Below are 23,399 nucleotides of genomic sequence, written 5' to 3'. Positions count from 1 at the left end.
TGGGCTACGTCTGGGCTCAGCCGTCGCACAAGCGCTTGCGGCCGGCGCTCCGGCAGGGACGCGACATGGCCCCGACGAGGCCCGGGCCCGGCCTCGACCTGACCCCGGCTCGGCCCCGGCTCGGCCCCGCCGGAGGTCGGGTCGGGGCCGTGGCGGAGCGCTTGCCGAGCGCCGTCAGTTGCCCGTCAGCTGCCGTCCGCGGAGCCGAGGACGAGGGTCACCTCGCGCTCCTTGCCGTCCCGTTCCACGGTCAGGGCCAGGCGGTCCCCGGGCCGGTGGGAACGGATCTTGACGATGAGTTCCTGGGCGGAGTGGACAGGCGTCCCGTCCACCGCGGTGACGACGTCGCTGCCCTTGATCCCGGCCTTGGCACCGGGGCCGCCCGGATTCACCGGCGAGCCGCCGTTGTTGCCCTTCGCGGCGACACGGGCTCCGTCACCCGAGTAGTCCATGTCGAGCGTGACGCCGATCACAGGGTGGGTCGCGCGGCCCGTGTTGATCAGCTCCTCGGCGACGCGCTTGCCCTGGTTGATGGGGATGGCGAAGCCGAGGCCGATCGAGCCGGACTGACTGCCCTCCAGGTCCGAGCCGCTGTCCGCGGAGCGGATGGCGCTATTGATGCCGATGACGCGGCCCTGCGAATCGACCAGCGGGCCACCCGAGTTGCCCGGGTTGATGGGTGCGTCGGTCTGCAGCGCGTCGACGTAGCTGATGTCGCTGCCGTCGCCCTTCTCGCCGCCGGCCGTGATGGGCCGTTCCTTGGCGCTGATGATCCCGGAGGTCACCGTGTTGGCCAGGTCGAAGGGGGCGCCTATGGCCACGACGGGGTCGCCGACCTGGACGTTCTGCGAGTTGCCGAGGGCGAGGGGCTTGAGCCCGCGCACGCCGGTGACCTTGACGACGGCGAGGTCGTAGCCGGAGTCGTGGCCGATCACCTCGGCCTTGGCGGTCTCGCCTCCGCTGAAGGTGACCGATATGTCACCGCTGCTGCCGGCCGGTTCGACGACGTGGTTGTTGGTGAGGATGTGGCCCTGGGCGTCGAGGACGAACCCGGTGCCGGTGCCCTGGGCGCCGGAACCGCTGACGTGGATCGTGACGACGCCCGGCAGGGCGCGGGCCGCGATTCCGGCGATGCTGCCGGGGTCGCGCTTCGCGGACTCGGCGTCGGCCTGCGGCAGTTCCACGTCGGCGGACGAGCCGTCGCGCTCCAGATACGTGCCGACGAGGCCACCGATCCCGCCCGCGACGAGCGCGACCACGGCGGTCCAGACGACCAGCAGCCGCCGCCCCCGCTTGGTCCCCCGCCGCCGGCCGTCCACGGGCGCGGGCGCATTCCAGGGGTCGTACCGCTGCCAGGGCCCTCCGGGCGGGGGCGGGTTGGTCCCGGGTCCGCCGGGTACCAACCCGGGCCCCTCCGGGCCACCTGCGAGCGGCGGCGCCCCATGGTGCGCCTGCTGTTCCACAGTTACCGGTGCGTGATCTGCCGGGTGCGGGCCGGGCTGAGCGGCTGCTGCGGCAGGGTGCGGGGCGTACGGGGCGGCGTGGGGTATCGGTCCGCCGGCGTACGGCGGCGGTGTGCCGTGCTCCGGCGGCACGGGCGTCCCGTGGGCAGGGGACGGCACGGCCGTGCCCTGAGCGGGCGTGGCGGCGGCCGGGTGCTGCACCGGCGGCGCGGGCGCCCAGGGCCCGGGCTCACCGTAAGGCGGCGTGCCGTAGGGATCCGGCGCATGCAGAGGACGCCGCCGCGCCTGCGGCACGGCACCCTGATCAACCCTTACGGGTTCACTGGGCACCCCAGCAGATCCCTCGGCCACAACCGCATCAGCAACCGGAATGGGATCACTGGGATCTTCGGCAGCCGGGACATCGGCAACGGCACCGCGGTCACCAGAACCCTCACCAGTACCAGCACCAGCGCCCGCAATCGACGGCCCGTCACCCGAAGCTTCACCACTCCCGACGAGCACATCTGCGGTACCGGCTCCCGACCGGGACTCGGCCCCGGCCTCGGCCCCCACATTCCCCGAGCCCGCCGCAGGCATCGCCGCAGGCTGAGCCAGCTCGAAGTCCCCGTCATCGCGCGGAGCGCCCCCGTCGGGCCGGGGGCGGCTCCACCACTTCGCCTTTGTGGGCTTCCCCTCGTCCATCTTCCGCCGCTCTCCCCACACCTGGCCCGCGGCAACGACCCGCGGGCAGCCACACAGCGATCGCCCCAGTCGGACCGCCTGTCGGCGCCGCGCTCCGGGATCGCCCGGCGGGCGCGGCCGCTCACCATGGATTCAACCAGGTTCGCGGACCGGCGCGCAGAGGGCAGGGTCAGCGGGCGGAGGCCGTGGGCGTGCCGGAGGGCGACGCCGCGGGGGCAGCCGCGAGGCTTGACCCGGAGCTGGACTCCGGGCCCGGCCCGGGGCTTTCGAAACCGGTGCCGACGCCGGACAGGGGCACTGCGGGGACGGATGCGGCGGGACGTATCAGCGGAGACAGCGTCTGGGTCCCGCTGAGGAGCGGGGCCGCGAGCGGGTAGACGGCGCTCTGCGCGCCCGGCTGCGTGGCCACGCCGGACAGCAGGGGTGCGCCCGACTCCGTGGCGGCGACCGGCGCGTTCAGCGCGCCGCCCGCCCGCTGTCCGAGCATCGGCGACATGTTCCGGCGGCGCTGTGATTCGGCCGCCGCGGCGACGCCGGCGCTCTGGGTGCGCAGTGGCGTCGCGTTGCTGCCCGAACCGCCGCCCCGGACGTCACCGCCCGCGTCGGCGGGAACGCCGGTGGAGACGCCGCCGAGCGCGATCGCGGCGAGCGACACGGCACCGGCGGCGGCGAACGCGAAGCGGCGCCCGCGGGAGGCCGCGCGGTCGATGTCACCGCGGCCGACCTCATGGATGCGGAAGCCGCGCTCCGCGGCGGGGGCGCTGGCGAGCAGTGCGTTGTGGCGGCCGGGCGGGGCGTAGCCGAAGGGGTCGGGGTCTACTCCGAAGACTCCGTTCCCGAAACCTCTGCCGCCGAGCCCTCCCCCGCCGAACGGGGTGCCGCCGCCTTGTGAGTCGTCACCTCCCCCGGGGAGCCCCTGGAGGCGGGCCAGGAAACTCTCGGTGGGGGGCGGCGGTGCCGCCTCGGCGAAGACGCTCTTCAGTCGCCGCTGTGCGTCGGCCTCGGCCTTGCACTTCGGACAGGTGGCCAGATGGGCGAGTCCCCGCTCGCGGGCGTCATGGCCCAGCTCGCCGTCGACAAGGGCGGCGAGCCGGTCTCCGAGATGCTGCTCGGAGAGCTGCCGCTCGGCGGGGTCCGGACGTGATCCACTCACGCGGTCGCGCCCCCTCCTCCAAGCGCGGGAACGCCCGTGGCCGCGAGCGAGCGACGCTCGGCGCGTGCCTCGGGCGACCGGTGCTGCAGGGCCTTGCGCAGCTGCGAGCGGCCGCGGTGGATCCGGCTGCGGACCGTGCCGAGCTTGACGCCCAGGGTCGCGGCGATCTCCTCGTACGAGAGGCCCTCGATGTCGCACAGGACGACGGCCGCACGGAATTCGGGCGCGAGGGTGTCCAGCGCCTGCTGGACGTCCGCGTCGAAGTGCGTGTCGTGGAAGACCTGCTGCGGCGACGGCTCGCGGCTCGGCAGGCGCTCGGCCGCGTCGTCCCCGAGGGCGTCGAAGCGGATGCGCTGCTTGCGGCGCACCATGTCGAGGAAGAGGTTCGTGGTGATGCGGTGCAGCCAGCCCTCGAAGGTGCCGGGCGTGTATGTCGACAGCGAGCGGAAGACGCGGACGAAGACTTCCTGTGTGAGGTCCTCGGCGTCGTGCTGGTTACCCGTCAGACGGTAGGCGAGGCGGTAGACCCGGCCGCTGTGCGTGCTGACGATCTCCTCCCAGGTCGGGGGAGTCCACGCCTGCGATTCCGCATCAGCGGCGAAGGTCGCGGTCTGCGCGGGACGGGCGGCGTTGGAATGGTCAGCAGTGTTGGTCACGGATTTCGGCTCACCCGCCGACCTGAGGAAGCGCCGCAGCACTCCTCTCCGATCCACAGGCGCAGCCGCACCTCCCCTATCGGCTCTGGTGGTGTCCAGTCGAGCCCCTACCATAGCCACCTCGCCCGTTAGCTCCGGATAAGCGTTTTTACTGAGATTTGCCTGAGGGCGCCGGGCGCTTCGCCTGCGCTGTTCGGTCTGTCGGTCCACCGGCCACCCCCGCGCCCTTCCCGTGCCGTTCTCTCCTGCTCCTCTTAAACGCCCGGTCCCATCTGCGAGTTCCCGCCACCAACGGATACAGTCACGCGCAGGCAACCACGGGGACAGGAGAGGGCCATTACCGGCAACCGGCAGACGAGCTGGGCGTTCGCCGACGCCTTTGTCGCCGAGGACGACGCGCTGCGCTGGGCCCGGGACCGGGCCCGTGAGGCCGGCACCCGCCCGGTGTCCCCCGGCGCGGGCGCCGCGCTGCGGATGCTCGCTGCCACCGTGGGCGCCAAGGCGGTGGCCGAGATCGGCACGGGGACCGGGGTGTCCGGAATCCATCTGCTGCACGGCATGAGGTCCGACGGCGTCCTGACCACGGTGGATTCGGAGCCGGAGCGGCAGCAGTTCGCCCGGGAGGCGTTCCGCGCCGCCGGATTCGCGAGCAATCGGGCGCGTTTCATCCCCGGACGGGCCCTCGACGTGCTGCCGCGGCTCGCTGACAGCGGCTACGACCTCGTCTTCTGCGACGGCGACCGCACCGAGTGCCTCGACTACCTCGCTGAATCGTTGCGCCTGTTGCGTCCCGGCGGGCTCGTCTGTTTCGAGGGCGTCTTCGCCGACGGGCGGACGGTCGATTCCGGTCCCCAGCCGGTGGAGGTCCTGCGGATGCGGGAGCTGCTGCGGGCGGTGCGTGAGGCGCAGGATCTGGTGCCTTCGCTGCTCCCGGTCGGCGACGGGCTGCTCTGCGCCGTCAAGCGCTGACACCGCGCCCCCAGCCCCGTAAATGATCTTCCATGCATGCCCTGACCTGTGGATACACGACTGCCCCGGCACCGCTTGCGGTACCGGGGCAGTCGACAGGTATGGTCGCTTCCGCGTTAGCCGACGACCTTCTTGAGGGCATCGCCGAGTGCATCGGCCTCGTCCGGAGTCAGCTCGACGACAAGCCGACCGCCGCCTTCGAGCGGAACGCGCATGACGATGCCCCGCCCCTCCTTGGTCACCTCGAGCGGGCCGTCGCCCGTCCGCGGCTTCATGGCCGCCATGCTCGTTCCCCTTCCTGAAACCAGCTCATCGCAGCCGACAACCCAGGTGTCACCGGCATCGAACACATTGCTTCCTGGCCATTATCCCGCATCGCAGGACCCGATGACCAACTTCGGTCTGCATCGCTTGCACAACGCGCTTGAGCAAAACCACTCAATTCGGAGATGTGACTGCGATACTGCGCCTCCTTCACGACCCCGCGGAGACATATTTCTTTGACGCAGGTCACATGCGCGGGCTCTGCCGCAGACCGTGATCTCCGTCATGCTGAGCACTGACGACGACCGAGCCGCACCAGTTGGAGGGTTCCATGGCCGACAGCGTTCTCTACGAGGTGAACGACGGGCTCGCGACCATCACGCTCAACCGCCCCGAGGCGATGAACGCGATGAACACCGAGTCCAAGGTCGCCTTCCGGGACGCGGCGCAGGCGGCCGAGGCGGACGGTGCGGTACGGGCCGTACTGCTCACCGCCGCGGGCGACCGGGCGTTCTGTGTGGGCCAGGACCTGAAGGAGCACGTGGGCTCCCTGATGGCCGACCGCGACGCGGGCACGGGCCGCACCATGAACACCGTGCGCGAGCACTACAACCCGATCCTGCGGGCCCTGACGCAGATGCCGAAGCCCGTCGTGGCCGCGGTCAACGGTGTGGCCGCGGGGGCCGGTTTCGGCTTCGCGCTCGCCGCCGACTACCGGATCGTCTCGGACACGGCTGCCTTCAACACGTCCTTCGCGGGCGTCGCCCTGACCGCGGACTCGGGGGTGTCCTGGACACTGCCGCGCGTCGTGGGCCCCGGGCGCGCCGCCGACCTGCTGCTGTTCCCGCGCTCGGTGAAGGCGCAGGAGGCGTACGAGCTCGGGATCGCGAACCGGGTCGTGCCCGCGGCCGAACTGGCCGAGGAGGCGCGGAAGCTGGCGCGTTCGCTGGCCGAGGGTCCGACGCTGGCGTACGCGGCGCTGAAGGAGTCCCTCGCCTTCGCGGCGGGTCACACCCTGGACGAGTCCCTCGACAAGGAGGACGAACTCCAGTCGAGGGCGGGCGCGTCGGAGGACCACACCATCGCGGTCCAGGCGTTCATCGCCAAGGAGAAGCCCAAGTACCTGGGCCGGTAGGGCGCGTGCGTGGCCCGTGGCGTGTGTGAGGTCCGTCCTCAGCGCTTGCGGGCCGTGCAGTCCACCAGGTGGTCGTTGACCAGGCCGCAGGCCTGCATGAGCGCGTACGCCGTCGTCGGGCCGACGAAGCGCAGGCCGCGCTTCTTGAGCGCCTTGGACAGGGCCGTCGACTCGTCCGTGATCGCGGGTACGTCTGCGATGACACGCGGCGCCGGGCGGGCGGCCGGGTCCGGGGCGTGCGACCAGATGAGGGTGTCGAGCTCGCCCTCGGGCCAGTCTGCGAGCACGCGCGCGTTGGCCAGCGTCGCGTCGATCTTGGCGCGGTTGCGGATGATGCCGCCGTCGGCGAGGAGCCGCTCGCGGTCGGTGTCCGTGAACGCGGCCACGTCGGAGATCTTGAACCCGGCGAACGCGGCGCGGAAACCCTCGCGGCGGCGCAGGATCGTGATCCAGGACAGGCCGGACTGGAACGCCTCCAGGGAGACCCGCTCGAACAGCGCGTCGTCGCCGTGGACGGGGCGGCCCCACTCCTCCTCGTGATACTTCACGTAGTCCTCGGTGGACAGGCCCCACGGGCAGCGCAGCGCCCCGTCCGGGCCCGGTACGGCGCCGCCGGCGCTCTCGTCGCTCACTGGTGGCCCTCTCCGGGGTGCCGGCCGAAACCGGGTCCCTGGGGTCGCATCTGGGCCCGCGCGCCCGACAGGGCGGTCTCGAGGTCGGAGATCCGCTGGTCCCGCTCGGCGAGCTCGGCGCCGAGCCGCCCGAGGGCGTCGTCCACCTCCGCCATGCGGTAGCCGCGCAGCGCGACGGGCAGGCGCAGGGCCTCCACGTCGGCGCGGCCGACGGGCCGGTCGTGGGGCAGCGGGTCGGTGAACTGCTCGGGCGGCGCCTCCGGGAGCGCCCCGCCCTCGCCGCCGCCGAGCACGGCGAGCGTCACCGCGCCGACGACCACGACGAGCGCGACGACCAGAAACAAGAACATGACCATCTTCGCTGTCCCCTGGCTCGAAGCCCGGATCCGGTCCCGATACCCGGTCCGGAAACTGTCAGGGTCCGATCGTGCCATGAGGGTGTGACAGTTAAGGTCGCAGGCGACCGGTCGACAGGTTTCACAGCAGCCGCAAGGAGAGTCACAGGGGATGCTCAGGCTTGGCCCGCGCGAGTTCGGCGCACACGAGCCGGTGATCATGGCGATCGTGAACCGGACCCCTGACTCGTTCTACGACCAGGGTTCGACGTTCCACGACGAGCCCGCTCTCACCCGGGTCGAACAGGCCGTGGCGGAGGGCGCCGCGATCATCGACATCGGCGGGGTCAAGGCGGGCCCCGGCGACGAGGTGAGCGCGCGGGAGGAGGCGCGCCGCACGGTCGGCTTCGTGGCCGAGGTGCGCCGCCGCTTCCCGGACGTCGTCATCAGCGTCGACACCTGGCGGCACGAGGTGGGCGAGGCGGTCTGCGAGGCCGGCGCCGATGTCCTGAACGACGCGTGGGGCGGCGTCGACCCCAGGCTGGCTCAGGTCGCGGCGCGTTACGGGAAGGGCCTGGTCTGCACGCACGCGGGCGGCGCCGAGCCGCGTACGCGCCCGCACCGTGTCACGTACGACGACGTGATGGCGGACATCCTGGATGTGACCGTGGGGCTCGCCGAGCGGGCCGTCGCGCTGGGGGTGCCGCGCGAGTCCGTGCTCATCGACCCGGGGCACGACTTCGGCAAGAACACCCGGCACAGCCTGGAGGCCACGCGCAGGCTGGGCGAGATGGTGGAGACGGGCTGGCCGGTCCTGGTGTCCCTGTCGAACAAGGACTTCGTCGGCGAGACGCTCGACAGGCCGGTCAAGGAGCGGGTGATCGGGACGCTGGCGACGACGGCGGTGTCGGCGTGGCTGGGCGCGCAGGTGTACCGGGTCCATGAGGTGGCCGAGACCAGGCAGGTGCTCGACATGGTCGCCGCCATCGCCGGCCACCGGCCCCCGGCGGTCGCCCGCCGAGGGCTCGCGTAGGCGCCTGTTCTCAGGGCCTCACTTACCGAACTTCCTTGGTCACGAGGGAGATCGCCTCCTCCACGTCGTCCGTGACGTGGAAGAGGAGCAGGTCGGCCTCGGAGGCCTTGCCCTGGGCGATGACGGTGTTCTTCAGCCAGTCGACCAGGCCGCTCCAGTACTGCGTACCGAACAGGACGATCGGGAAGCGCGTGACCTTCGTGGTCTGGACGAGGGTGAGCGCCTCGAACAGCTCGTCCAGGGTGCCGAGGCCGCCCGGCAGGACCACGAAGCCCTGCGCGTACTTCACGAACATCGTCTTTCTGACGAAGAAGTAGCGGAAGTTCAGACCGAGGTCGACGTACTGGTTGAGGCCCTGCTCGAAGGGCAGCTCGATGCCGAGGCCCACGGAGATGCCCTTGGCCTCGACGGCGCCCTGGTTCGCGGCCTGCATCGCGCCGGGCCCGCCGCCCGTGATGACCGCGAACCCGGCCTCGACGAGCGCCCTGCCGATGGCCACTCCCGCCGCGTACTCCGGCGAGTCCGGCAGCGTGCGGGCCGAGCCGAAGACGCTGATGGCGGGCGGGAGTTCGGCGAGCGTGCCGAAGCCTTCGATGAACTCCGACTGGATGCGCAGGACCCGCCAGGGATCGGTGTGCACCCACTCGGAGGGACCTTCGGAGTCGAGGAGGCGCTGGTCGGTGGTGCTCGACTGGACCTGGTCGTGGCGACGGATCACCGGGCCGAGCCGCTGCTCCTTGGGACGCTTCCTGCCCTCGGGGTTGCTCATTCGCTGCTCCCTCCACTGCGTACGTTCAGCAAGGGTAGGTCTACGCGGGTTACGCGCGGGGGACCTCGGAGTGTCAGCCCGTGAGCCAGGAGCGCAGGCGTTCCTCGGCGGCGAGGATCTTGCGGGTGTCCACGTGCTCGTCCCTCTTGTGGGCGAAGATCGGGTCGCCGGGGCCGTAGTTCACGGCGGGGACGCCGAGCGCGCTGAACCGGGAGACGTCCGTCCAGCCGAACTTGGGGCGGGCCTTGCCGCCGACGGCCGCCATGAACGCGGCGGCGGCCGGGTGGTCGAGGCCGGGACGGGCGCCGCCGGTGTGGTCGTCGACCACGTAGTCGTCGATGTCGCAGCCGGCGAAGAAGTCCCGGACGAAGGCCTCGGCCTCCTCGGCGCTGCGGTCGGGCGCGTAGCGGAAGTTGACGGTGACGGAGCAGGCGTCGGGGATGACGTTGGTGGCGACGCCGCCCTCGATGCGCACGGCGTTGAGGCCCTCGTGGAACCGGAGTCCGTCGACGACGGGCTTGCGGGGCTCGTACGCGGCGAGGCGTTCGAGGATGGGGGCGGCCTTGTGGACGGCGTTGGAGCCCATCCACGCGCGCGCGGAGTGCGCCCGCTCGCCCTTGGTCGTCAGGATGACGCGCAGGGTGCCCTGGCAGCCGCCCTCGACCTCGCCGTCGGTGCCCTCCAGGAGGATCGCGAAGTCGCCCTCCAGCCAGTCGGGGTGGGCCTCGGCCACATGTCCCAGACCGTTGAGGTGTGCGGCGACCTCTTCGTTGTCGTAGAAGACGAACGTGAGGTCGCGGTTGGGCTCGGTGACGGTCTGCGCGATGCGCAACTGGACCGCGACGCCCGACTTCATGTCGCTGGTGCCGCAGCCCCACAGGACGCCGTTCTCGTCGAGGCGCGAGGGGACGTTGTCCGCGATCGGGACCGTGTCGATGTGCCCGGCGAGGATGACCCGCTCGCCGCGCCCCAGGTTCGTCCGCGCGACGATGTTGTTGCCGTACCGGTCGACCGTGAGGTGCGGCAGGGCGCGCAGGGCCGTCTCGATGGCGTCGGCGAGGGGCTTCTCCTGCCCGCTCGGCGACGCGAAGTCGACCAGCTGGGCGGTGAGCAGCGCGGCGTCCCGCGTGAGGTCAAGGGCGGTGAGGTCCATGGCGTCGACCCTAATGCCCGGCGGCCGGGGCGTGTCCGCAACGTCCCGTCGTCCGCCCGGAGGGCGGGCCGGGCGGCGTCTGGTGCGTGCGATCGCAAGGCGCCGGGGAGTCCTCGTAGCGGAGCTACCAGGACTTTTCGGCAACGCGGCGAGCGTGCGTGCCAGACGCCGCCCGGCAGGCGGGACTTTGCGGACACACCCCGAGGCCCTGTCGGTGGCCTCCAGTACCTTGGACGCGTGCCTGAGCCCCCCACCCTCGTCCGGCGCGGCCGTCTCCTCCGTATCGGGGCGGCCGTCGTGGTGCTGCTCGCTGTCGCCGCGTATCTGATCGTCCAGTACGTCTCGGGTGGCAGACCGGCCCCGCGCTGCACGGTCGTCTCGGGGAACGGCGACGGCGCGTCCTACGAGTTCACCTCCGAGCAGGCGGTGAACGCGGCGACGATCTCGGCCGTCGGCACCTCGCACGGCATGCCCGAGCGCGCCGTCACGATCGCGCTCGCGACCGCGCTCCAGGAGTCGGGCCTGCGGAACATCCACCACGGCGACCGCGACTCGCTGGGCCTGTTCCAGCAGCGCCCGTCGGAGGGCTGGGGCACGCAGGAGCAGATCATGGACCCGGTGTACGCGGCGGGGCGGTTCTACGAGTACCTGGGCAAGATCCCGGGCTATTCGCGGCTGCCCCTGACGGTTGCCGCGCAGCGGGTGCAGCGCAGCGGCTATCCGCAGGCGTACGCGAAGCACGAGCCGGACGCCACGCTGCTCGCCGCGGCGCTGACGGGCCGGGCGGGCGCCTCGCTGACCTGCGAGGGGCGGCCGAGCGGCACGGAGGTCAGGAAGCCGGGCGATCCGGCGAAGGTGCGGGCGGCGCTCGTGCGTGACTTCGGGCGCGGGGTGTCGTCGGCGGCCGGTGCGAGCGGACACGACGTGACCGTCCCGGTGCCCGCCACGGTGGACTCGGCCGAGGGCGGGGAGCGGCAGCGCGGCTGGGAGCTGGCGCACTGGGCGGTGGCCAACTCTTCGGCGCTGCGCATCGAGCGGGTGTCCTACGCGGGCCGCGACTGGATCGCGGGCGACGCCGGCGGCAAGTGGAGCGGGGCGGTGGCGCAGGCCGCGGCGGGGGCCGAGAAGGGCCTCGGAGAGGTCCGGATCGTCACCGCGCAGTAGTGCGGTTGATAGCTCGATCGGGCGATGTACGTCAGCTGAGGTCGACGCCCCTCGCGGTTCTTCGCAGGACCCGTGGGCATATGCGGAAATCCCTTGCGGGCAAAGGGGCGTACGCGTTTTACGACCTCGCGGAGCGCGTGGCGTTTGCCCGTTTTTCGCCGCAGATGATAATGCGACACATTGCCAACTCTTTACGTTGTGCGGGCGAAACCTTCGCGACCTTCGAGCGGTAGTCACTGCGTCCGAGCGCCGGGCACCGACGCCGGACACCACCGTTCTCTCCCGTCTAAGGAGCATCAATGTCCCTCCCCCTGACCCGCCGGATCGCCCGTGCCGCGCTGCTGATCGCAGCGGGAGCGGCTCCCGTGGTCGGAGCGGCCGGATCCGCGAGCGCCGTAGACCTCCCGGCCACCCCGAACGTGGGCGGCCTCACCGCACTCGACGGCGCGAACGTCGGCAACACCGTCGACGGCGCCGCCCAGAACGTCAGCGGCCTCGCAGGCGACACGGGCAGCAAGGCCGTGAAGAAGGCCGTGCCGACCGTCGGCAAGGCCGTGGGCCGGAGCGCCAGGACGGCCACCCCCGCCGCCCAGAAGGCGGCCGGTGACGTCGCGGGCAGCGCCGGTGACGTGGTCGGCCAGACCGCGGGCACGGCCACCGACGGCGGCCTCCCGACCGACGCGCTCGGCAGCGGCCTGCCCACCGGCGCGCTCCCCGCCACGGGCGAGCTGCCGACGCAGGGCCTGCCGCTCGGCTGAGCATCCGGCACACAGTGATAGGGGGCGGGGAGCCTGTCGTCACAGGCTCCCCGCCCCCTTCGCTGTGCCGTGAGCTCTGGCTCAGGCGCCCTGCCTCAACCGCCCCGGCTCAAGCACCCTGACTCAACCGCCTCGGCTCAAGCGCCCCGGCTCAGGCGCCCCGGCTCAGGCGCTCAACCGCCGCGGCCACGCGCTCGTCGCTCGCCGTCAGCGCCACGCGGACGAAGCGGTCGCCCGCGGGCCCGTAGAAGTCGCCGGGCGCGACCAGGATCCCCAGCTCCGCCAGGTGCGCCACGGTGTCCCAGCAGGACTCGTCGCGCGTCGCCCACAGGTAGAGGCTCGCCTCGCTGTGCTCGATGCGGAAGCCGTGCTCGACCAGGGCCTGGCGCAGGGCCGTGCGGCGGGCGGCGTAGCGCCCGCGCTGGGCCCGCACGTGCTCGTCGTCGCCGAGGGCCGCGACGACGGCCGCCTGCGTCGGGGCGGACGTCATCATGCCGCCGTGCTTGCGGATCTCGAGCAGGTCGCCGAGGACGGCGGCGTCACCGGCCAGGAAGGCGGCCCGGTAGCCCGCGAGGTTCGACCGCTTCGAGAGCGAGTGGACCGACACGATCCCCTCGTACGAGCCGCCGCAGACGTCCGGGTGCAGGACCGAGACCGGCTCCGCCTCCCAGCCGAGCTCGATGTAGCACTCGTCGGAGAAGACGAGGATGCCGTGCTCGCGCGCCCAGGCGACGATCCGCGTCAGCTCGTCCTTGGACAGGACGCGGCCGGTCGGGTTCGAGGGCGAGTTGAGCCACAGGAGCTTGATCCCCGTCGGGTCGAGCTCGGTCGGGTCGTCGTAGGCGACGTGGTCCGCGCGGGCCAGGCGGGCACCGACCTCGTACGTCGGGTAGGCCAGGCTCGGGTAGGCGACCTTGTCTCCGGGGCCGAGGCCCAGCTGCGTCGGGAGCCAGGCCACGAGCTCCTTGGAGCCGACGACCGGCAGGACGTTGCGGTGGGTGAACCCGCGCGCGCCGAGGCGCCGCTCGCTCCAGCCCACGAGCGCGTCCCGCAGCTCGGGAGTGCCCCACACCGTGGGATAGCCGGGCGAGTCCGCGGCCGCGATCAGCGCTTCCTGGATCAGCTCGGGCACCGGGTCGACCGGCGTGCCGACGGAGAGGTCGACGATCCCGCCCTCATGGGCGGCGGCCGTCTTCTTGTACGGCTCGAGCTTGTCCCAGGGGAACGTGGGAAGGCGGTCGGAGACTGCGGACACCTGACTCACTTCTTTCGTACGTGTCTCTCGTACGTGCATGCGTACTTGGTACACGCCTCGGTCCCGTACGGCGGGTGTGCCGTACGGGACCGGGGCGGTGCGATATGCGGCCGCTTACTGGTTCTGCGGCGGAAGCGCGGCGATGAAGGCGTGGTCGCGCTCGATCAGGCCGAGCTTGCTGGCGCCGCCGGGCGAACCGAGCTCGTCGAAGAACTCGACGTTCGCCTTGTAGTAGTCCTTCCACTCTTCGGGAGTGTCGTCCTCGTAGAAGATCGCCTCGACCGGGCAGACCGGCTCACAGGCTCCACAGTCGACGCATTCGTCCGGGTGGATGTACAAGGACCGGGAGCCCTCGTAGATGCAGTCGACCGGGCACTCCTCGATGCACGCCTTGTCCTTCACGTCGACACAAGGCTGCGCGATGACGTAGGTCACGCTGTCGTTCCTCCTCGGTAGGGCGCGGCGGGCCGATCTGCGGCTCGTCCGCGTGGCGCGCGGGAGCGCGGCGTCGTCGATGCCCGCACCTAGTATCTCCGTTCCTGGGCATGATCCGAACAGGAGGGGTGGACCGAGCTGTGGAATTCACTGCGGGCGGACGGCTCGAGCTTCGCTTGACAGCCTCTGACGTGGGAAAACGCGTCTCTGTGCGGCAGCTGACCGAGGTCGGCTCGCCGGGTGCGAAGTTCACCGACACGGTCGGAGTTCTCACATCGTGGAACGCCGGTGTGCTGCTCATCACAAAACGGGACGGAGAGCAGGTCCGCATTCCGGAATCGTCGCTGGTCGCGGGCAAGGTCGTGCCGGCCGCGCCCGCCCGGCGCCACGGGCCCGCCGCGTCGTACGAGGAGCTGGTGCGGGTTGCCGCGCGCGCGTGGCAACCGGTGGAGAGCGAGCGGCTCGGCAGCTGGGAGCTGCGGGCCGCGGTGCAGATGGGGCCGCTCGAAGCGCGTCCCAGGGGGGCGGCGGTCGGGCGACGGGTGGGCTTCACGCGGCGCGCCAACTCGGTGCTGCCGCTGGGCGATCCGGGGCTCCCCCTCGACGAGGCGCTCACGCGCGTCCGTGCCTGGTACGAGCGGCGCGGGCTGCCCGCGTACATCCAGACCGCGACCGGCGCCGAGGGCACGCAGGAGCTGCTGTGCGCGGAGCTGGAGGCGCGGGGGTGGGTGCGGGAGGTGACCGCGGAGATCTGGGTCGGCGCTCTCGCGCCGGTCGCGGACGGCGTGGACCTCGGCGACCGGGTAGGGCTGACGCGGGAGCCGGACGAGGCATGGCTCGGCCGGTATCAGCGCAAGGGCGCGAGCGAGGTGGCCCTGAAAGTGCTGACCACCGGGCCTTCGGTGTGGTTCGCGACCGTGCCGGGAGACGGCGGGGAGCCCGACGCGATCGGGCGGTGCGTCGTGGACGGGCGGTGGGCCGGTTTCGCGGCGGTCGAGGTGGCTCCGTCGCGGCGGCGCGAGGGCCTGGCGTCGGCCGTGATGACGGCGCTCGCGCGCCGCGCCCTTGAGGAGGGCGCCTCGGCGGCCTGGCTCCAGGTGGAGGCGGACAATGAAGGGGCCCGGGCGCTGTACGAGCGGCTCGGCTTCGCCGCGCACCACGCGTACCACCACTATCGCGCCCCGGAACCGGACCGGGACCCGGATTCGGCCGGACACTGAGCGAGGCACGTATGTCCCCCCACATCTCACCCCGCTCCGAGGAGCTGCGCCGGCGGTTCGCCGAGGAGTCGCGGGCGGAGCGGCCCGATCTGTCGCAGCTGTGCCTGCTGGTGGCCGCCGAGGCGGACGGCTCGCTCGACGAGGCCGGGATGGACGCGGTCCAGATGGACCTCGACCGGCTCGCCGGGCAGGTGCCGTTCCGTCCCGGCGGACCGCGGGCGTGGGCGACGGCGCTGGCCGAGCTGCTGGGCACCCGCTGTGGTTTCCGTGGCACGCCGGGCGACTACGAGCGGCTGGAGTCCTCGCTCCTGCATGAGGTGGTGCGGCGCAGGCGGGGGCTGCCGATCCTGTTGTCGGTGGTGTGGATGGAGGTCGCGCGGCGGGCCGGGGCGCCGGTGTACGGGGTGGCGCTGCCGGGGCACTTCGTGGTCGGGTTCGGACCCGCGCAGGATCAGGTGCTCGCCGATCCGTTCGACGGGGGCCAGGTGCTGACCGGGGCGGATGCGGAGCTGCTCGTGGCCGGTGCGACGGGGGCGCCGCTGAACACGTCGATGCTGCAGCCGGCCGATCCGCTGGACGTCGTGCTGCGGATCCTGAACAACATCCGCGCGTGGGCGGCGGCGCGGCCGGAGCGTTCGGACGTGGCGATGTGGGCGGTCGAGCTGTCGCTGCTGCTGCCCGCGCACCCGGCCCGGCTGCGCTACGAGCGGGCCCAACTCCTCGTCCGCAGCGGGGACTTCCTCGCGGGGGCGGCGGAGCTGGACGCGTACGCGGATGTGGTGGGCGCCGTGGACGCCCCGGCGGCCGAGACCGTACGCGCGCAGGCGCGGGCGGCCCGGGCGATGCTGAACTGACCGGCTACAGCCACCCCTTCTCGCGGGCGATCCGTACCGCCTCCGCCCTGTTGCGCACGGCGAGCTTCTGGATGGCCGTCGAGAGGTAGTTGCGGACCGTGCCCTGGGACAGGTGCAGGGCCGCCGCCAGCTCGGCGTTGGTCGAGCCGTCGGCCGCCGCGCGCAGGATCTCGCGTTCGCGGTCGGTCAGTGGGTTGGCGCCCTCGGCGAGCGCGGCGGCTGCGAGAGTGGGGTCGATGACGCGCTCACCGGCGAGCACTTTGCGTACGGCGTCCGCGAGTTGGGCCGCGGGGGCGTCCTTGACGAGGAACGCGTGGGCGCCGGACTCCATCGCCGTACGGAGATAGCCGGGGCGGCCGAACGTGGTGAGGACGACGACCTTGAGGGCGGGCAGATGCTCGCTGAGCTGGGCGGCGGCCTCGATGCCGGTCATGCCGGGCATCTCGATGTCCAGGAGCGCCACGTCGGGGCCGTGGGCGCGGGCCGCATCGAGGACCTCGTCGCCGCGCGCCACCTGGGCGACGACCTCGATGTCGGGTTCGAGGCCGAGGAGCGCCGCGAGGGCCTCCCGCACCATCGACTGGTCCTCCGCGAGCAGGACCTTGATCTGAGCGCTCATGCGCCGGATCCTACGGAGCCCACCGGCACCCGGGCCACCAGCAGGAACCCGCGGTCCCGCCCGGGCCCTGCGTCCAGAGTGCCGCCGACGCCCTCGACGCGTTCGCGCAGGCCCGTCAGGCCGTTGCCGGGTATGCCGCTGCCGCCCGCCGCGGCACCGCCCCCGTCGTCCTCCACCGTCAGCTCCATGACGGGGCCGCCGAGGGTCTGGCGGAGGGCGATGCCGACCGTGCAGCGGTGGGCGCCGCTGTGCCGTACGGCGTTGGTGACGGCCTCGCGCAGGGTCCAGGCGAGGGCGGCCTCCTGTTCGGCGGGCAGGTCGTCGGGCGAGTCCGCGGGGACGTCGGCCTCGATGCCGGCGGCGGCCAGCGCGGCGCGCGCTCCGGCCAGTTCGGTGCCGAGGCGGGCGCGGCGGTAGCCGGAGACGGCCTCCCGTACGTCGACGAGTGCCTGGCGGCTGACCTGCTCGATGTCGGCGACCTGCTGGGCCGCCTTCTCGGGCTGGTCGGGAAGCATGCGGCCGGCGAGCTCGCTCTTGAGCGTGATCAGGGAGAGCGAGTGGCCGAGGAGGTCGTGCAGGTCGCGGGCGAGGCGCAGGCGCTCCTCGTTGGCCGCGAGCTGGGCGACGGTGGCGCGCGCCCTGCGCAGTTCGACGGTCGTGCGCACGAGTTGCCGTACGCCCGTCATCGCGAAGCCGCCGAGGAGGGCGGGCACGACGAGGCCGAGGTCCCAGCCGCGGCCGAGCGGGACCCCGAGGAGGACCATCGCGGCCGTGACCGCGACGATCGACCAGCGGGCGTACCGCATGGGCAGCACCGCCCCGCACGACACGGAGACGTACACGAACAGGACGAGCCAGGGGGCGCCGAGCGTGAGGGACATGACGACGGCGACCGCGGCGAGCGCCCCGAGGATCGCGGCCAGCCGCCCCAGGCCCATGGCGCGGGCGGTGTGGCGGAAGACGAGGGCCAGGTAGACGCCGACGAAGGCGACCAGGCCGAACCAGCCGAGCGCGGTGGCCCAGGCCGTGTGGCCGCCGTTGACGAGGTCGTCGATCGGATCCGCCATGAAGACCAGCCAGATGCCGATCCACAGCAGCTTGCGCAGGGCCTCACGGCGGTTGCGGGGCGACTGCCCCATGCCGGTGAGCCTGATCTCGTCCGGCGTCTTGGCGTTCACGCCTTCAGGGTGTCCTTCCGGTACAGCCAGGCCGCGCCGCCGGCGAAGACCAGGAAGTAGGCGACGATCAGCGTGACGTCCTTGGCGTGCGGGGCGTTGCCCAGCTCGATGGCCTGGCCAAGGGCAGCGTACGCGTGTGTGGGCAGCCAGGACGCGATGTCGCTGAGCCACTGCGGGAAGCCTGTGGAGGGGAACCAGAGGCCGCCCAGGATCGACAGGCCGAAGTAGACGATCATCGTGATGGGGCGGACGGCGTCGCCGGTCGCGAGGTAGCCGATGGCGACGCCGAGCGCGGCGAAGCAGAGGCTGCCGGCCCAGATCGCGACGACGAGCGCGAGCCACTGCCAGGCGTCGAGACGTACGCCCTTGGTGACGGCGGCGACGACGAAGACGACGACGATGGACGGCAGGCTGACCACTGCGGCGCCGGCCGTCTTGGCGAGGACGTAGCCGCGCCCAGGGAGCGTCGTCAGGCGCAGCTGGCGCACCCAGCCGCTCTCGCGCTCCTTGGCGATGCGCTCGCTGTTGCCCATGAGGACGGCGGTCAGGGCGCCGAAGGACGCCATCGACACCATCATGAACGCGGCGAGGTTCAGGCCGGTGCCGTCGACCATGGTCGAGCTGTCGGAGCTGCCCGCGATGAGCAGGAACAGGACCGACGGGTAGACGACGGAGAAGAACAGGAACTTCTTGTTGCGCAGTGCCCGGGTGATCTCGAGCTTGATCAGGCTGTTCATGACGTCCTGGCCTCCTCGGCCGTGGTGATGGCTAGGAAGGCCTGCTCCAGGCCGAGGCCCGCGACCTCCAGGTTGCGCGGGTAGACGCCGAGTCCGTACAGGGCGTGCACGGTGGCGTCGGCGTCGCTCGACTGGAGGCGGACGGTGCGGCCCGACACGTCGAGGGTGGTGAGGAACGGCAGGGCGCGCAGGGCCGGTTCGTCGATGTCGCCCTCCAGGTCGAAGGCGACCTTGCGGGCGCCGGCCTTGGCCTTGATCTCGGCGGCGGTGCCGTCGGCGAGGAGACGGCCGCGGTGCAGGACGAGGACGCGGTCGGCGATCGCGTCGGCCTCCTCCAGGTAGTGCGTGGCGAAGAGGACCGTGCGGCCCTGGTCGGCCTGTTCGCGCATGGTGGCCCAGAACGCCTGGCGGGCCGAGACGTCCATGCCGGTGGTCGGCTCGTCGAGCACGATGAGGTCGTTGGCTCCGGCGGTGGCGAGGGCGAAGCGCACGCGCTGCTCCTGGCCGCCGGAGAGCTTGTTGACCTTGCGGTCGGCGATCTGCGCGATGCCGGCCCGGGAGAGGACGTCGCTCGCCTTGTAGGGCCTCGGGTGGAGGTCGCAGGCGAGCTTGACGAGCTCGGCCACGGTGACCTCGTCCATCAGGCCGCCGCTCTGCAGCATGGCGCCGACGCGGCCCTGGACTATCGCGTCCCGGGGGCTGGTGCCGAAGACGCGGACGGAGCCGGTGTCCGCCGGGCGCAGGCCGAGGAGGAGGTCGAGGGTGGTGGACTTGCCGGCGCCGTTCGGGCCGAGGAGGGCGACGGTCTCGCCCGGGTGCAGTTCGAGTGTGAGCCCGTCCACGGCCCTGACGTCCCCGTAGCTCTTGCTCACCCGCTCGAAGCTGACCACCTCGGTGGCCTGTGCTGTCGTTGTCATGGAACCCATGGTGGCGGGCGGGGGCGGGTGCCCGGCAGTGTCGGGAGGCCGGTGTCCGGGATGACAGATGTCATGTCCGCGGATACGACTCCGGGCGGGCCCCCACGAGGGGACCCGCCCGGAGTACGGCGTGCGTACCGGCTATCCGGGGTTCGTGTCGATGACCCCGATGCGCTCGGCGGGCGTCTTGCCCTTGAGGGCCTGCCGCATCGCGCCGGCCACATCGGTGGGCGTCACCGGCGTCTTCTTGCCGGTGGCGCGCATGATGAGGACGCCGTCGAACGTGTTGCCGTACAGCTTCTTCAGGGCCGGCAGGTCGTAGACGTCAACGAGCTTGCCGTTGACCGCCTTGACGCCGAGGATCTGCGGCAGCGACTTGGCGGGGCCGAACGGGATCTGCGCGTTGCCCGCCTTGATGACGACGTTCGCGGACATGGCGGGCTCGGCGAACTCCTTCATCATCCGGTCGACCTCGGCGTTCGAGACAGTGGGCTTGCGGGTCGTCGTCGCCATCGGCACGGCCCGCGCGGCGCCCGTCTCCACGTGCGCGCGGTACGCCTCCTCGACGGACGAGGAGGAACGGGCGACGTCGATGCCCTTGCCCGTCTTTCCGTACACGGCGATGGCCTTGCCCGGGACGAACTTGATCGTGCCGTCGCCCGTGGAGGCGTCGCCTGCCGCCCGTTCGAGGGCGGCCCGGAGCTTCTCCTCGTCCACGGGCATGACCGGCTCGACGACGCGTTCGTTGCCGAACAGCGAGCCGATCACGGAGACCGGGTTGTAGTCGCTGCCCGCGGCCGCCGCCACCGTCGCCGTGCTGTCCAGGCTCAGACCCGCCTGGTCCGGCCTGAGCGGCACGGACTTGCCGTCGACCGACAGCTGGAGCGGGTCGGTGGTGCGCTTGCCGAACGCGGTGTCGAGCTTGGCCGCGGCCTCGTCACGGGTGCCGCCGCCGATGTCGACGCCGAGCACGGTCGTGTTCTTGGGCACGTCCGAGTGGTTCATCAGCAGACCGGCGCCGTACGCGACACCGGCGAGGCCCACGACGCCAGCGCCCACGAGGACGAGCTTGTTGCGGCCCTTCTTCTTGCGGGGCGCGGCCGGGGCGCTCTGGCCGACCGGGTCGGGGAGCTTCGGCGGGGTGTGCGGCAGCGGGCCTTCGGGGCGCGAGCCGGGCGCGAACGGCGCGTTCGGTCCGCCGAGGCCCGCCGGGACGACCGGGATGCCGCTGGTCAGCGTCTCGCCGGAGACATGGCCGCCCGGGCCCGGCTCGGGCGCGGGCTTCTGCGGCGTCAGGATCGCGGTGTCGTCGCTCATCTGCGGCGGCCGCTGACCGCCGGGAGGGCCGCCTGCGGGTCCGCCCATAGGGCCGCCCACAGGACCTCCGGGCGGGCCGCCGACAGGTCCGCCGGGGCGTGCCATCGGGTTGTCGCCGCCGGGGCGCGCCATGGGGCTGTTGCCGCCGACGGGTCCCGTGGTCGGTCCCGCGGGGCCGCGCGGGGGGACGCCGGGGCCGGTGCCGTCGGCGTTCCCGGCGAAGTAGGGCAGGTCACCGCGGTGCGGGTCGCCGGAGCTCCCGGACTGCGGCGGGCGGCCGTGCGGCGCGGTGGCGCCGCCCGACGGGCCGGGCACCGCACCGGAGTTGCCCCGAGCGGGAGCGTCGGCGGAGGCGCCCCGCTGGGGCGGGCCCGACCTGCGCGGCGCGAACCAGTCGCTCGTCTTCTCCTCCGCGGCCGGTGCGCCCTGGCCCTCACCCGAAGGAGCGGACCGGGGAGCAGGGGGAGCGGGGGGCTCGGGTGCCGGGGCCGGCGCGGCGGCCGGGTCCGGGGCGGCGGGTCCCGCGTCCACGTCGCTCATGGGCGTGCGCATCACCACGGGGGGGATGGGGCGCGATCCGGGGATGTTGATCCGGATCCGCGTCGTCAGCGTGGTCTCCGTCTTGCGTTCCTCGGGGACCGGCCGGCCCTCGGCGGGCCGCCCGGCATCGCCGGGCGCACCGTCGCCGGACCCGGCGCCCTGGGCGGGGGTGCCGTACGGAGGCGTCCCTGAGGGGTACGCGGCACCGCCGCGCCCCTGGGGCCCGGAGGACGAACTGTCAGTTTCACGGCTCAAAGCAGGTTCTCCCGGTTGGCTCCGCCGCCCGTCTCGACCTCACGCGGGCTGCCCGGCGGCGCGCACCACCATACTGGCCGCGGCCGGAACGCATCCGGTGACCGCCGACGAAACCCGTACGGGGCACGGGCCGAAGTGGTACGTCACTTCCCAAGTCGGGCGGCGGGTCGGGGTGGTTGCCGCGGAAGACCAAGGGTGGCGCACATCACAGCGACGGCCATCCCGCCGAGAAGGAACAGATAGGAGCCGGTTCCCGCGCCGAAGAGGAAGTCGCCCTCGGGCCTGGTCGACGTGAGCAGGATGACCGTGACGGCCCAGCCCACGGCGGGCGCGACGGCCCCGCCCCGGGTGCCCGTCGCCAGCGCCCCGCCGAGGAACGCGCCGGCCGCGCCGAGCAGCGCGAGGAGCAACCCGCCCGGAAACAGGCCGCCTTGGACCAGGGAACCCGCCACCCCGACCAGCGCGCCGAGCACGAGGAGCCCCACCAGCACGGCGATGCGCCCGGCGTCGGGGCCGGTCCCCACCGGCTGGACCGCCGGGCCGGCCGGAGGCTTCGCGGCGCCGCTCGACGCCGCCGCCCGCCCGGACTTGGCCGGGTTGCCCGACTTTCCCGCGCCACTCATCACGCCACCACTCCCGCGAACAGGTCCGTCTCGTAAGGCGCCCCCGCCTCGCCCCGCGCCAGCTCGTAATACTCCACGTCGAAGACCGGCTGGGCGAGCCCGTTCGACAGGGCGAAGACCGGTTCGCCGCCGCGTGCGATCTCGACCTGGGTGGCGTGGGCGCGCATCGCGGCGGACTTGGCCGCGGCGAAGGCCCTGCCGTCGATCTCGGCGGTGACCCGCTCGTCGTCGACGACGCCCGGTACGTCGCCGATCCCGGCCGCGGTCCCGTACGGGGTCGAGCCGAGGACACCGGCCAGCCAGCGGAAGCGCTCCTCGGCCACGGAGCGGGGCACGCGGTTCCAGTAGATCTTCGCGACGGTGTGGGTGTCGCCGAGGTCCCGGCGGAACGCGGGCTCGGCCGCGAGCTCGGCGGCGCGCATGGCGACGCGGTGGGCCTTGATGTGGTCGGGGTGGCCGTAGCCGCCGTCCGGGTCGTAGGTGACCAGGACCTGGGGGCGGACCTCGCGGATCACCTCGACGAGATGGGCTGCGGCCTCGTCCAGGTCGGCGGCCCAGAAGGCGCCGGGCCGCTCGTTCTGCTCGGCGCCCATCATCCCGGAGTCGCGGAAGCGTCCGGGGCCGCCGAGGAAGCGGTGGTCGGTGACCCCGAGCTCCTTCATGGCGGCGGTGAGCTCGCCGATGCGGTGCGGGCCGAGGATGTCCTCGCGGTCCGGGGCGAGGTACGCGAGAACGTCCGGGATGACCTCGCCCTCCTCGCCGAGGGTGCAGGTCACCAGGGTGACGTGGGCACCGTCGGCCGCGTACTTGGCCATGGTGGCGCCATTGTTGATCGACTCGTCGTCGGGGTGCGCGTGCACGAGGAGCAGACGCCGGTCGGGCAGTTCCGTCATGCGCCCCAGCCTAGGACGTCATGACTCGGCCTAGAACTTGATCTCGCCGATCATGCCCGCGACGTTCGTCGTGAGCTCGCTGATCGTGGGGGCGATGGAGGAGCTGGCGAGGTAGAACCCGAGCAGGACGCAGACGATCGCGTGTCCGGCCTTCAGACCCGACTTCCTGATCAGAATGAAGACGATGATCGCGAACAGCACCACTGCCGAAATCGAGAGTGCCACAGCGGTCCACCTCCCTTGATCCGAGTGATCCGAGTCCAACTGCCGTACGCCGCACGGGAGCCGACCGGTTCTTGCCCACACAGCGCTATGGATCATAACTATCCGTCCCGCCGCATGAGTCGGTGCATGGCAGCAAGGGGGGCGCACGGCGGCACGGCCCCAT

At 72.4% G+C, this 23,399-nt stretch carries 25 protein-coding genes; 7 read left to right on the top strand and 18 right to left on the bottom strand.

All coding sequences use genetic code 11. From position 1 onward, the window contains the following. Window positions 1–185: 185 nt before the first annotated feature. The 3 genes from ACY0PA_RS27245 to sigE all read right to left on the bottom strand — a co-directional run bounded on the left by ACY0PA_RS27245 (window position 186) and on the right by sigE (window position 3,998). Window positions 186–2,147, bottom strand: a complete 1,962-nt coding sequence (locus ACY0PA_RS27245; protein WP_473080235.1) for a S1C family serine protease — start codon at window positions 2,145–2,147, stop codon at window positions 186–188. A gap of 169 nt (window positions 2,148–2,316) precedes the next feature. Next, window positions 2,317–3,300 carry a zf-HC2 domain-containing protein gene (locus ACY0PA_RS27240; RefSeq protein WP_473080234.1) on the bottom strand — a complete coding sequence of 328 codons (984 nt, stop codon included), beginning with the start codon at window positions 3,298–3,300 and terminating at the stop codon, window positions 2,317–2,319. Further along, window positions 3,297–3,998 carry an RNA polymerase sigma factor SigE gene (sigE, locus tag ACY0PA_RS27235; protein ID WP_473086448.1) on the bottom strand — a complete coding sequence of 234 codons (702 nt, stop codon included), beginning with the start codon at window positions 3,996–3,998 and terminating at the stop codon, window positions 3,297–3,299. Before sigE ends, ACY0PA_RS27240 begins: the two co-directional genes overlap by 4 nt. A gap of 228 nt (window positions 3,999–4,226) precedes the next feature. Between sigE and ACY0PA_RS27230 the strand changes: the two genes are divergently transcribed. Then, on the top strand, window positions 4,227–4,925 hold the full coding sequence (locus tag ACY0PA_RS27230) for an O-methyltransferase (protein WP_473086447.1): 699 nt from the start codon (window positions 4,227–4,229) through the stop codon (window positions 4,923–4,925). A 116-nt stretch (window positions 4,926–5,041) separates the two neighbouring features. Here ACY0PA_RS27230 and ACY0PA_RS27225 read toward each other — a convergent pair whose 3' ends face one another. Continuing rightward, window positions 5,042–5,209: a DUF3117 domain-containing protein gene (locus tag ACY0PA_RS27225; protein ID WP_003966491.1), complete on the bottom strand. Its 168-nt coding sequence runs from the start codon at window positions 5,207–5,209 to the stop codon at window positions 5,042–5,044. Between the two features lie 311 nt (window positions 5,210–5,520). Between ACY0PA_RS27225 and chcB the strand changes: the two genes are divergently transcribed. Then, window positions 5,521–6,324: a 2-cyclohexenylcarbonyl CoA isomerase gene (gene chcB, locus ACY0PA_RS27220; protein ID WP_473080233.1), complete on the top strand. Its 804-nt coding sequence runs from the start codon at window positions 5,521–5,523 to the stop codon at window positions 6,322–6,324. 38 nt (window positions 6,325–6,362) lie between these two features. Here the strand turns inward: chcB and ACY0PA_RS27215 are convergent, their stop codons facing one another. Both ACY0PA_RS27215 and ACY0PA_RS27210 read right to left on the bottom strand, forming a co-directional pair. After that, entirely contained in the window at window positions 6,363–6,956 is a 594-nt protein-coding gene (locus ACY0PA_RS27215; RefSeq protein ID WP_473080232.1) for a DNA-3-methyladenine glycosylase I, read from the bottom strand. After that, complete coding sequence (locus ACY0PA_RS27210; protein WP_453777275.1) at window positions 6,953–7,312, bottom strand: DivIVA domain-containing protein; 360 nt, start codon at window positions 7,310–7,312, stop codon at window positions 6,953–6,955. Before ACY0PA_RS27210 ends, ACY0PA_RS27215 begins: the two co-directional genes overlap by 4 nt. Before the next feature lie 151 nt (window positions 7,313–7,463). Between ACY0PA_RS27210 and folP the strand changes: the two genes are divergently transcribed. Next, on the top strand, window positions 7,464–8,324 hold the full coding sequence (folP, locus tag ACY0PA_RS27205; RefSeq protein WP_473080231.1) for a dihydropteroate synthase: 861 nt from the start codon (window positions 7,464–7,466) through the stop codon (window positions 8,322–8,324). Window positions 8,325–8,346: 22 nt separating this feature from the next. Here the strand turns inward: folP and ACY0PA_RS27200 are convergent, their stop codons facing one another. Together ACY0PA_RS27200 and dapE are read right to left on the bottom strand one after the other, a co-directional pair. Then, the gene (locus ACY0PA_RS27200) at window positions 8,347–9,093 is read right to left on the bottom strand and encodes an LOG family protein (protein ID WP_473080230.1); all 747 of its coding nucleotides are present in this window, start codon (window positions 9,091–9,093) and stop codon (window positions 8,347–8,349) included. A gap of 73 nt (window positions 9,094–9,166) precedes the next feature. Then, window positions 9,167–10,246, bottom strand: coding sequence for a succinyl-diaminopimelate desuccinylase (gene dapE, locus ACY0PA_RS27195; RefSeq protein ID WP_473080229.1), 1,080 nt, complete (start codon window positions 10,244–10,246; stop codon window positions 9,167–9,169). A 237-nt stretch (window positions 10,247–10,483) separates the two neighbouring features. Here dapE and ACY0PA_RS27190 point away from each other — a divergent pair, with 237 nt between their 5' ends. Both ACY0PA_RS27190 and ACY0PA_RS27185 read left to right on the top strand, forming a co-directional pair. Then, complete coding sequence (locus tag ACY0PA_RS27190) at window positions 10,484–11,410, top strand: heavy metal transporter (RefSeq protein ID WP_473080228.1); 927 nt, start codon at window positions 10,484–10,486, stop codon at window positions 11,408–11,410. Window positions 11,411–11,709: 299 nt separating this feature from the next. Beyond that, entirely contained in the window at window positions 11,710–12,168 is a 459-nt protein-coding gene (locus tag ACY0PA_RS27185; RefSeq protein ID WP_473080227.1) for an ATP-binding protein, read from the top strand. 151 nt (window positions 12,169–12,319) lie between these two features. Here the strand turns inward: ACY0PA_RS27185 and ACY0PA_RS27180 are convergent, their stop codons facing one another. Together ACY0PA_RS27180 and fdxA are read right to left on the bottom strand one after the other, a co-directional pair. Beyond that, window positions 12,320–13,423, bottom strand: a complete 1,104-nt coding sequence (locus ACY0PA_RS27180) for a bifunctional succinyldiaminopimelate transaminase/glutamate-prephenate aminotransferase (protein WP_473080226.1) — start codon at window positions 13,421–13,423, stop codon at window positions 12,320–12,322. A gap of 114 nt (window positions 13,424–13,537) precedes the next feature. Next, a complete protein-coding gene (gene fdxA, locus ACY0PA_RS27175; RefSeq protein ID WP_030573070.1) occupies window positions 13,538–13,858 on the bottom strand; it encodes a ferredoxin in 321 nt (106 codons plus the stop codon). 140 nt (window positions 13,859–13,998) lie between these two features. Here fdxA and ACY0PA_RS27170 point away from each other — a divergent pair, with 140 nt between their 5' ends. Beyond that, on the top strand, window positions 13,999–15,078 hold the full coding sequence (locus ACY0PA_RS27170; RefSeq protein WP_473080225.1) for a GNAT family N-acetyltransferase: 1,080 nt from the start codon (window positions 13,999–14,001) through the stop codon (window positions 15,076–15,078). 11 nt (window positions 15,079–15,089) lie between these two features. Continuing rightward, window positions 15,090–15,932, top strand: coding sequence for a transglutaminase family protein (locus ACY0PA_RS27165; protein ID WP_473080224.1), 843 nt, complete (start codon window positions 15,090–15,092; stop codon window positions 15,930–15,932). A 4-nt stretch (window positions 15,933–15,936) separates the two neighbouring features. Here ACY0PA_RS27165 and ACY0PA_RS27160 read toward each other — a convergent pair whose 3' ends face one another. From ACY0PA_RS27160 to ACY0PA_RS27125, 8 genes are all read right to left on the bottom strand, one after another. Continuing rightward, window positions 15,937–16,551, bottom strand: a complete 615-nt coding sequence (locus ACY0PA_RS27160) for a response regulator (protein ID WP_473080223.1) — start codon at window positions 16,549–16,551, stop codon at window positions 15,937–15,939. Next, a complete protein-coding gene (locus ACY0PA_RS27155; protein WP_473086446.1) occupies window positions 16,548–17,690 on the bottom strand; it encodes a sensor histidine kinase in 1,143 nt (380 codons plus the stop codon). Before ACY0PA_RS27155 ends, ACY0PA_RS27160 begins: the two co-directional genes overlap by 4 nt. Window positions 17,691–17,725: 35 nt before the next feature. Next, entirely contained in the window at window positions 17,726–18,466 is a 741-nt protein-coding gene (locus ACY0PA_RS27150; protein ID WP_469987493.1) for an ABC transporter permease, read from the bottom strand. After that, window positions 18,463–19,383, bottom strand: coding sequence for an ABC transporter ATP-binding protein (locus ACY0PA_RS27145; protein ID WP_473080222.1), 921 nt, complete (start codon window positions 19,381–19,383; stop codon window positions 18,463–18,465). The genes ACY0PA_RS27150 and ACY0PA_RS27145 overlap by 4 nt, the downstream gene beginning before the upstream one ends. Before the next feature lie 141 nt (window positions 19,384–19,524). After that, window positions 19,525–21,495, bottom strand: a complete 1,971-nt coding sequence (locus ACY0PA_RS27140) for a hypothetical protein (protein ID WP_473080221.1) — start codon at window positions 21,493–21,495, stop codon at window positions 19,525–19,527. Window positions 21,496–21,638: 143 nt separating this feature from the next. Beyond that, entirely contained in the window at window positions 21,639–22,118 is a 480-nt protein-coding gene (locus ACY0PA_RS27135; RefSeq protein WP_473080220.1) for a DUF6113 family protein, read from the bottom strand. Next, complete coding sequence (gene mshB / locus ACY0PA_RS27130; RefSeq protein ID WP_473080219.1) at window positions 22,118–23,011, bottom strand: N-acetyl-1-D-myo-inositol-2-amino-2-deoxy-alpha-D-glucopyranoside deacetylase; 894 nt, start codon at window positions 23,009–23,011, stop codon at window positions 22,118–22,120. Before mshB ends, ACY0PA_RS27135 begins: the two co-directional genes overlap by 1 nt. Window positions 23,012–23,041: 30 nt before the next feature. After that, the gene (locus ACY0PA_RS27125) at window positions 23,042–23,236 is read right to left on the bottom strand and encodes a hypothetical protein (RefSeq protein WP_473080218.1); all 195 of its coding nucleotides are present in this window, start codon (window positions 23,234–23,236) and stop codon (window positions 23,042–23,044) included. Window positions 23,237–23,399: the final 163 nt, after the last annotated feature.

Source organism: Streptomyces sp. DS1-CR2 (assembly GCF_055760475.1).
Note: the sequence above shows the minus strand (reverse complement) of the source record. Positions and strands in the feature narration are given on the sequence as shown.

Bases quoted from the DNA above. Each gene is read 5' to 3' on its own strand.
- ACY0PA_RS27245 (WP_473080235.1), bottom strand. From the start codon at position 2,147: ATGGACGAGGGGAAGCCCACAAAGGCGAAGTGGTGGAGCCGCCCCCGG.
- ACY0PA_RS27225 (WP_003966491.1), bottom strand. From the start codon at position 5,209: ATGGCGGCCATGAAGCCGCGGACGGGCGACGGCCCGCTCGAGGTGACC.
- chcB (WP_473080233.1), top strand. From the start codon at position 5,521: ATGGCCGACAGCGTTCTCTACGAGGTGAACGACGGGCTCGCGACCATC.
- ACY0PA_RS27210 (WP_453777275.1), bottom strand. From the start codon at position 7,312: ATGGTCATGTTCTTGTTTCTGGTCGTCGCGCTCGTCGTGGTCGTCGGC.
- folP (WP_473080231.1), top strand. From the start codon at position 7,464: ATGCTCAGGCTTGGCCCGCGCGAGTTCGGCGCACACGAGCCGGTGATC.
- ACY0PA_RS27200 (WP_473080230.1), bottom strand. From the start codon at position 9,093: ATGAGCAACCCCGAGGGCAGGAAGCGTCCCAAGGAGCAGCGGCTCGGC.
- dapE (WP_473080229.1), bottom strand. From the start codon at position 10,246: ATGGACCTCACCGCCCTTGACCTCACGCGGGACGCCGCGCTGCTCACC.
- ACY0PA_RS27185 (WP_473080227.1), top strand. From the start codon at position 11,710: ATGTCCCTCCCCCTGACCCGCCGGATCGCCCGTGCCGCGCTGCTGATC.
- ACY0PA_RS27165 (WP_473080224.1), top strand. From the start codon at position 15,090: ATGTCCCCCCACATCTCACCCCGCTCCGAGGAGCTGCGCCGGCGGTTC.
- ACY0PA_RS27160 (WP_473080223.1), bottom strand. From the start codon at position 16,551: ATGAGCGCTCAGATCAAGGTCCTGCTCGCGGAGGACCAGTCGATGGTG.
- ACY0PA_RS27155 (WP_473086446.1), bottom strand. From the start codon at position 17,690: ATGGGGCAGTCGCCCCGCAACCGCCGTGAGGCCCTGCGCAAGCTGCTG.
- ACY0PA_RS27150 (WP_469987493.1), bottom strand. From the start codon at position 18,466: ATGAACAGCCTGATCAAGCTCGAGATCACCCGGGCACTGCGCAACAAG.
- ACY0PA_RS27145 (WP_473080222.1), bottom strand. From the start codon at position 19,383: ATGACAACGACAGCACAGGCCACCGAGGTGGTCAGCTTCGAGCGGGTG.
- ACY0PA_RS27135 (WP_473080220.1), bottom strand. From the start codon at position 22,118: ATGAGTGGCGCGGGAAAGTCGGGCAACCCGGCCAAGTCCGGGCGGGCG.
- mshB (WP_473080219.1), bottom strand. From the start codon at position 23,011: ATGACGGAACTGCCCGACCGGCGTCTGCTCCTCGTGCACGCGCACCCC.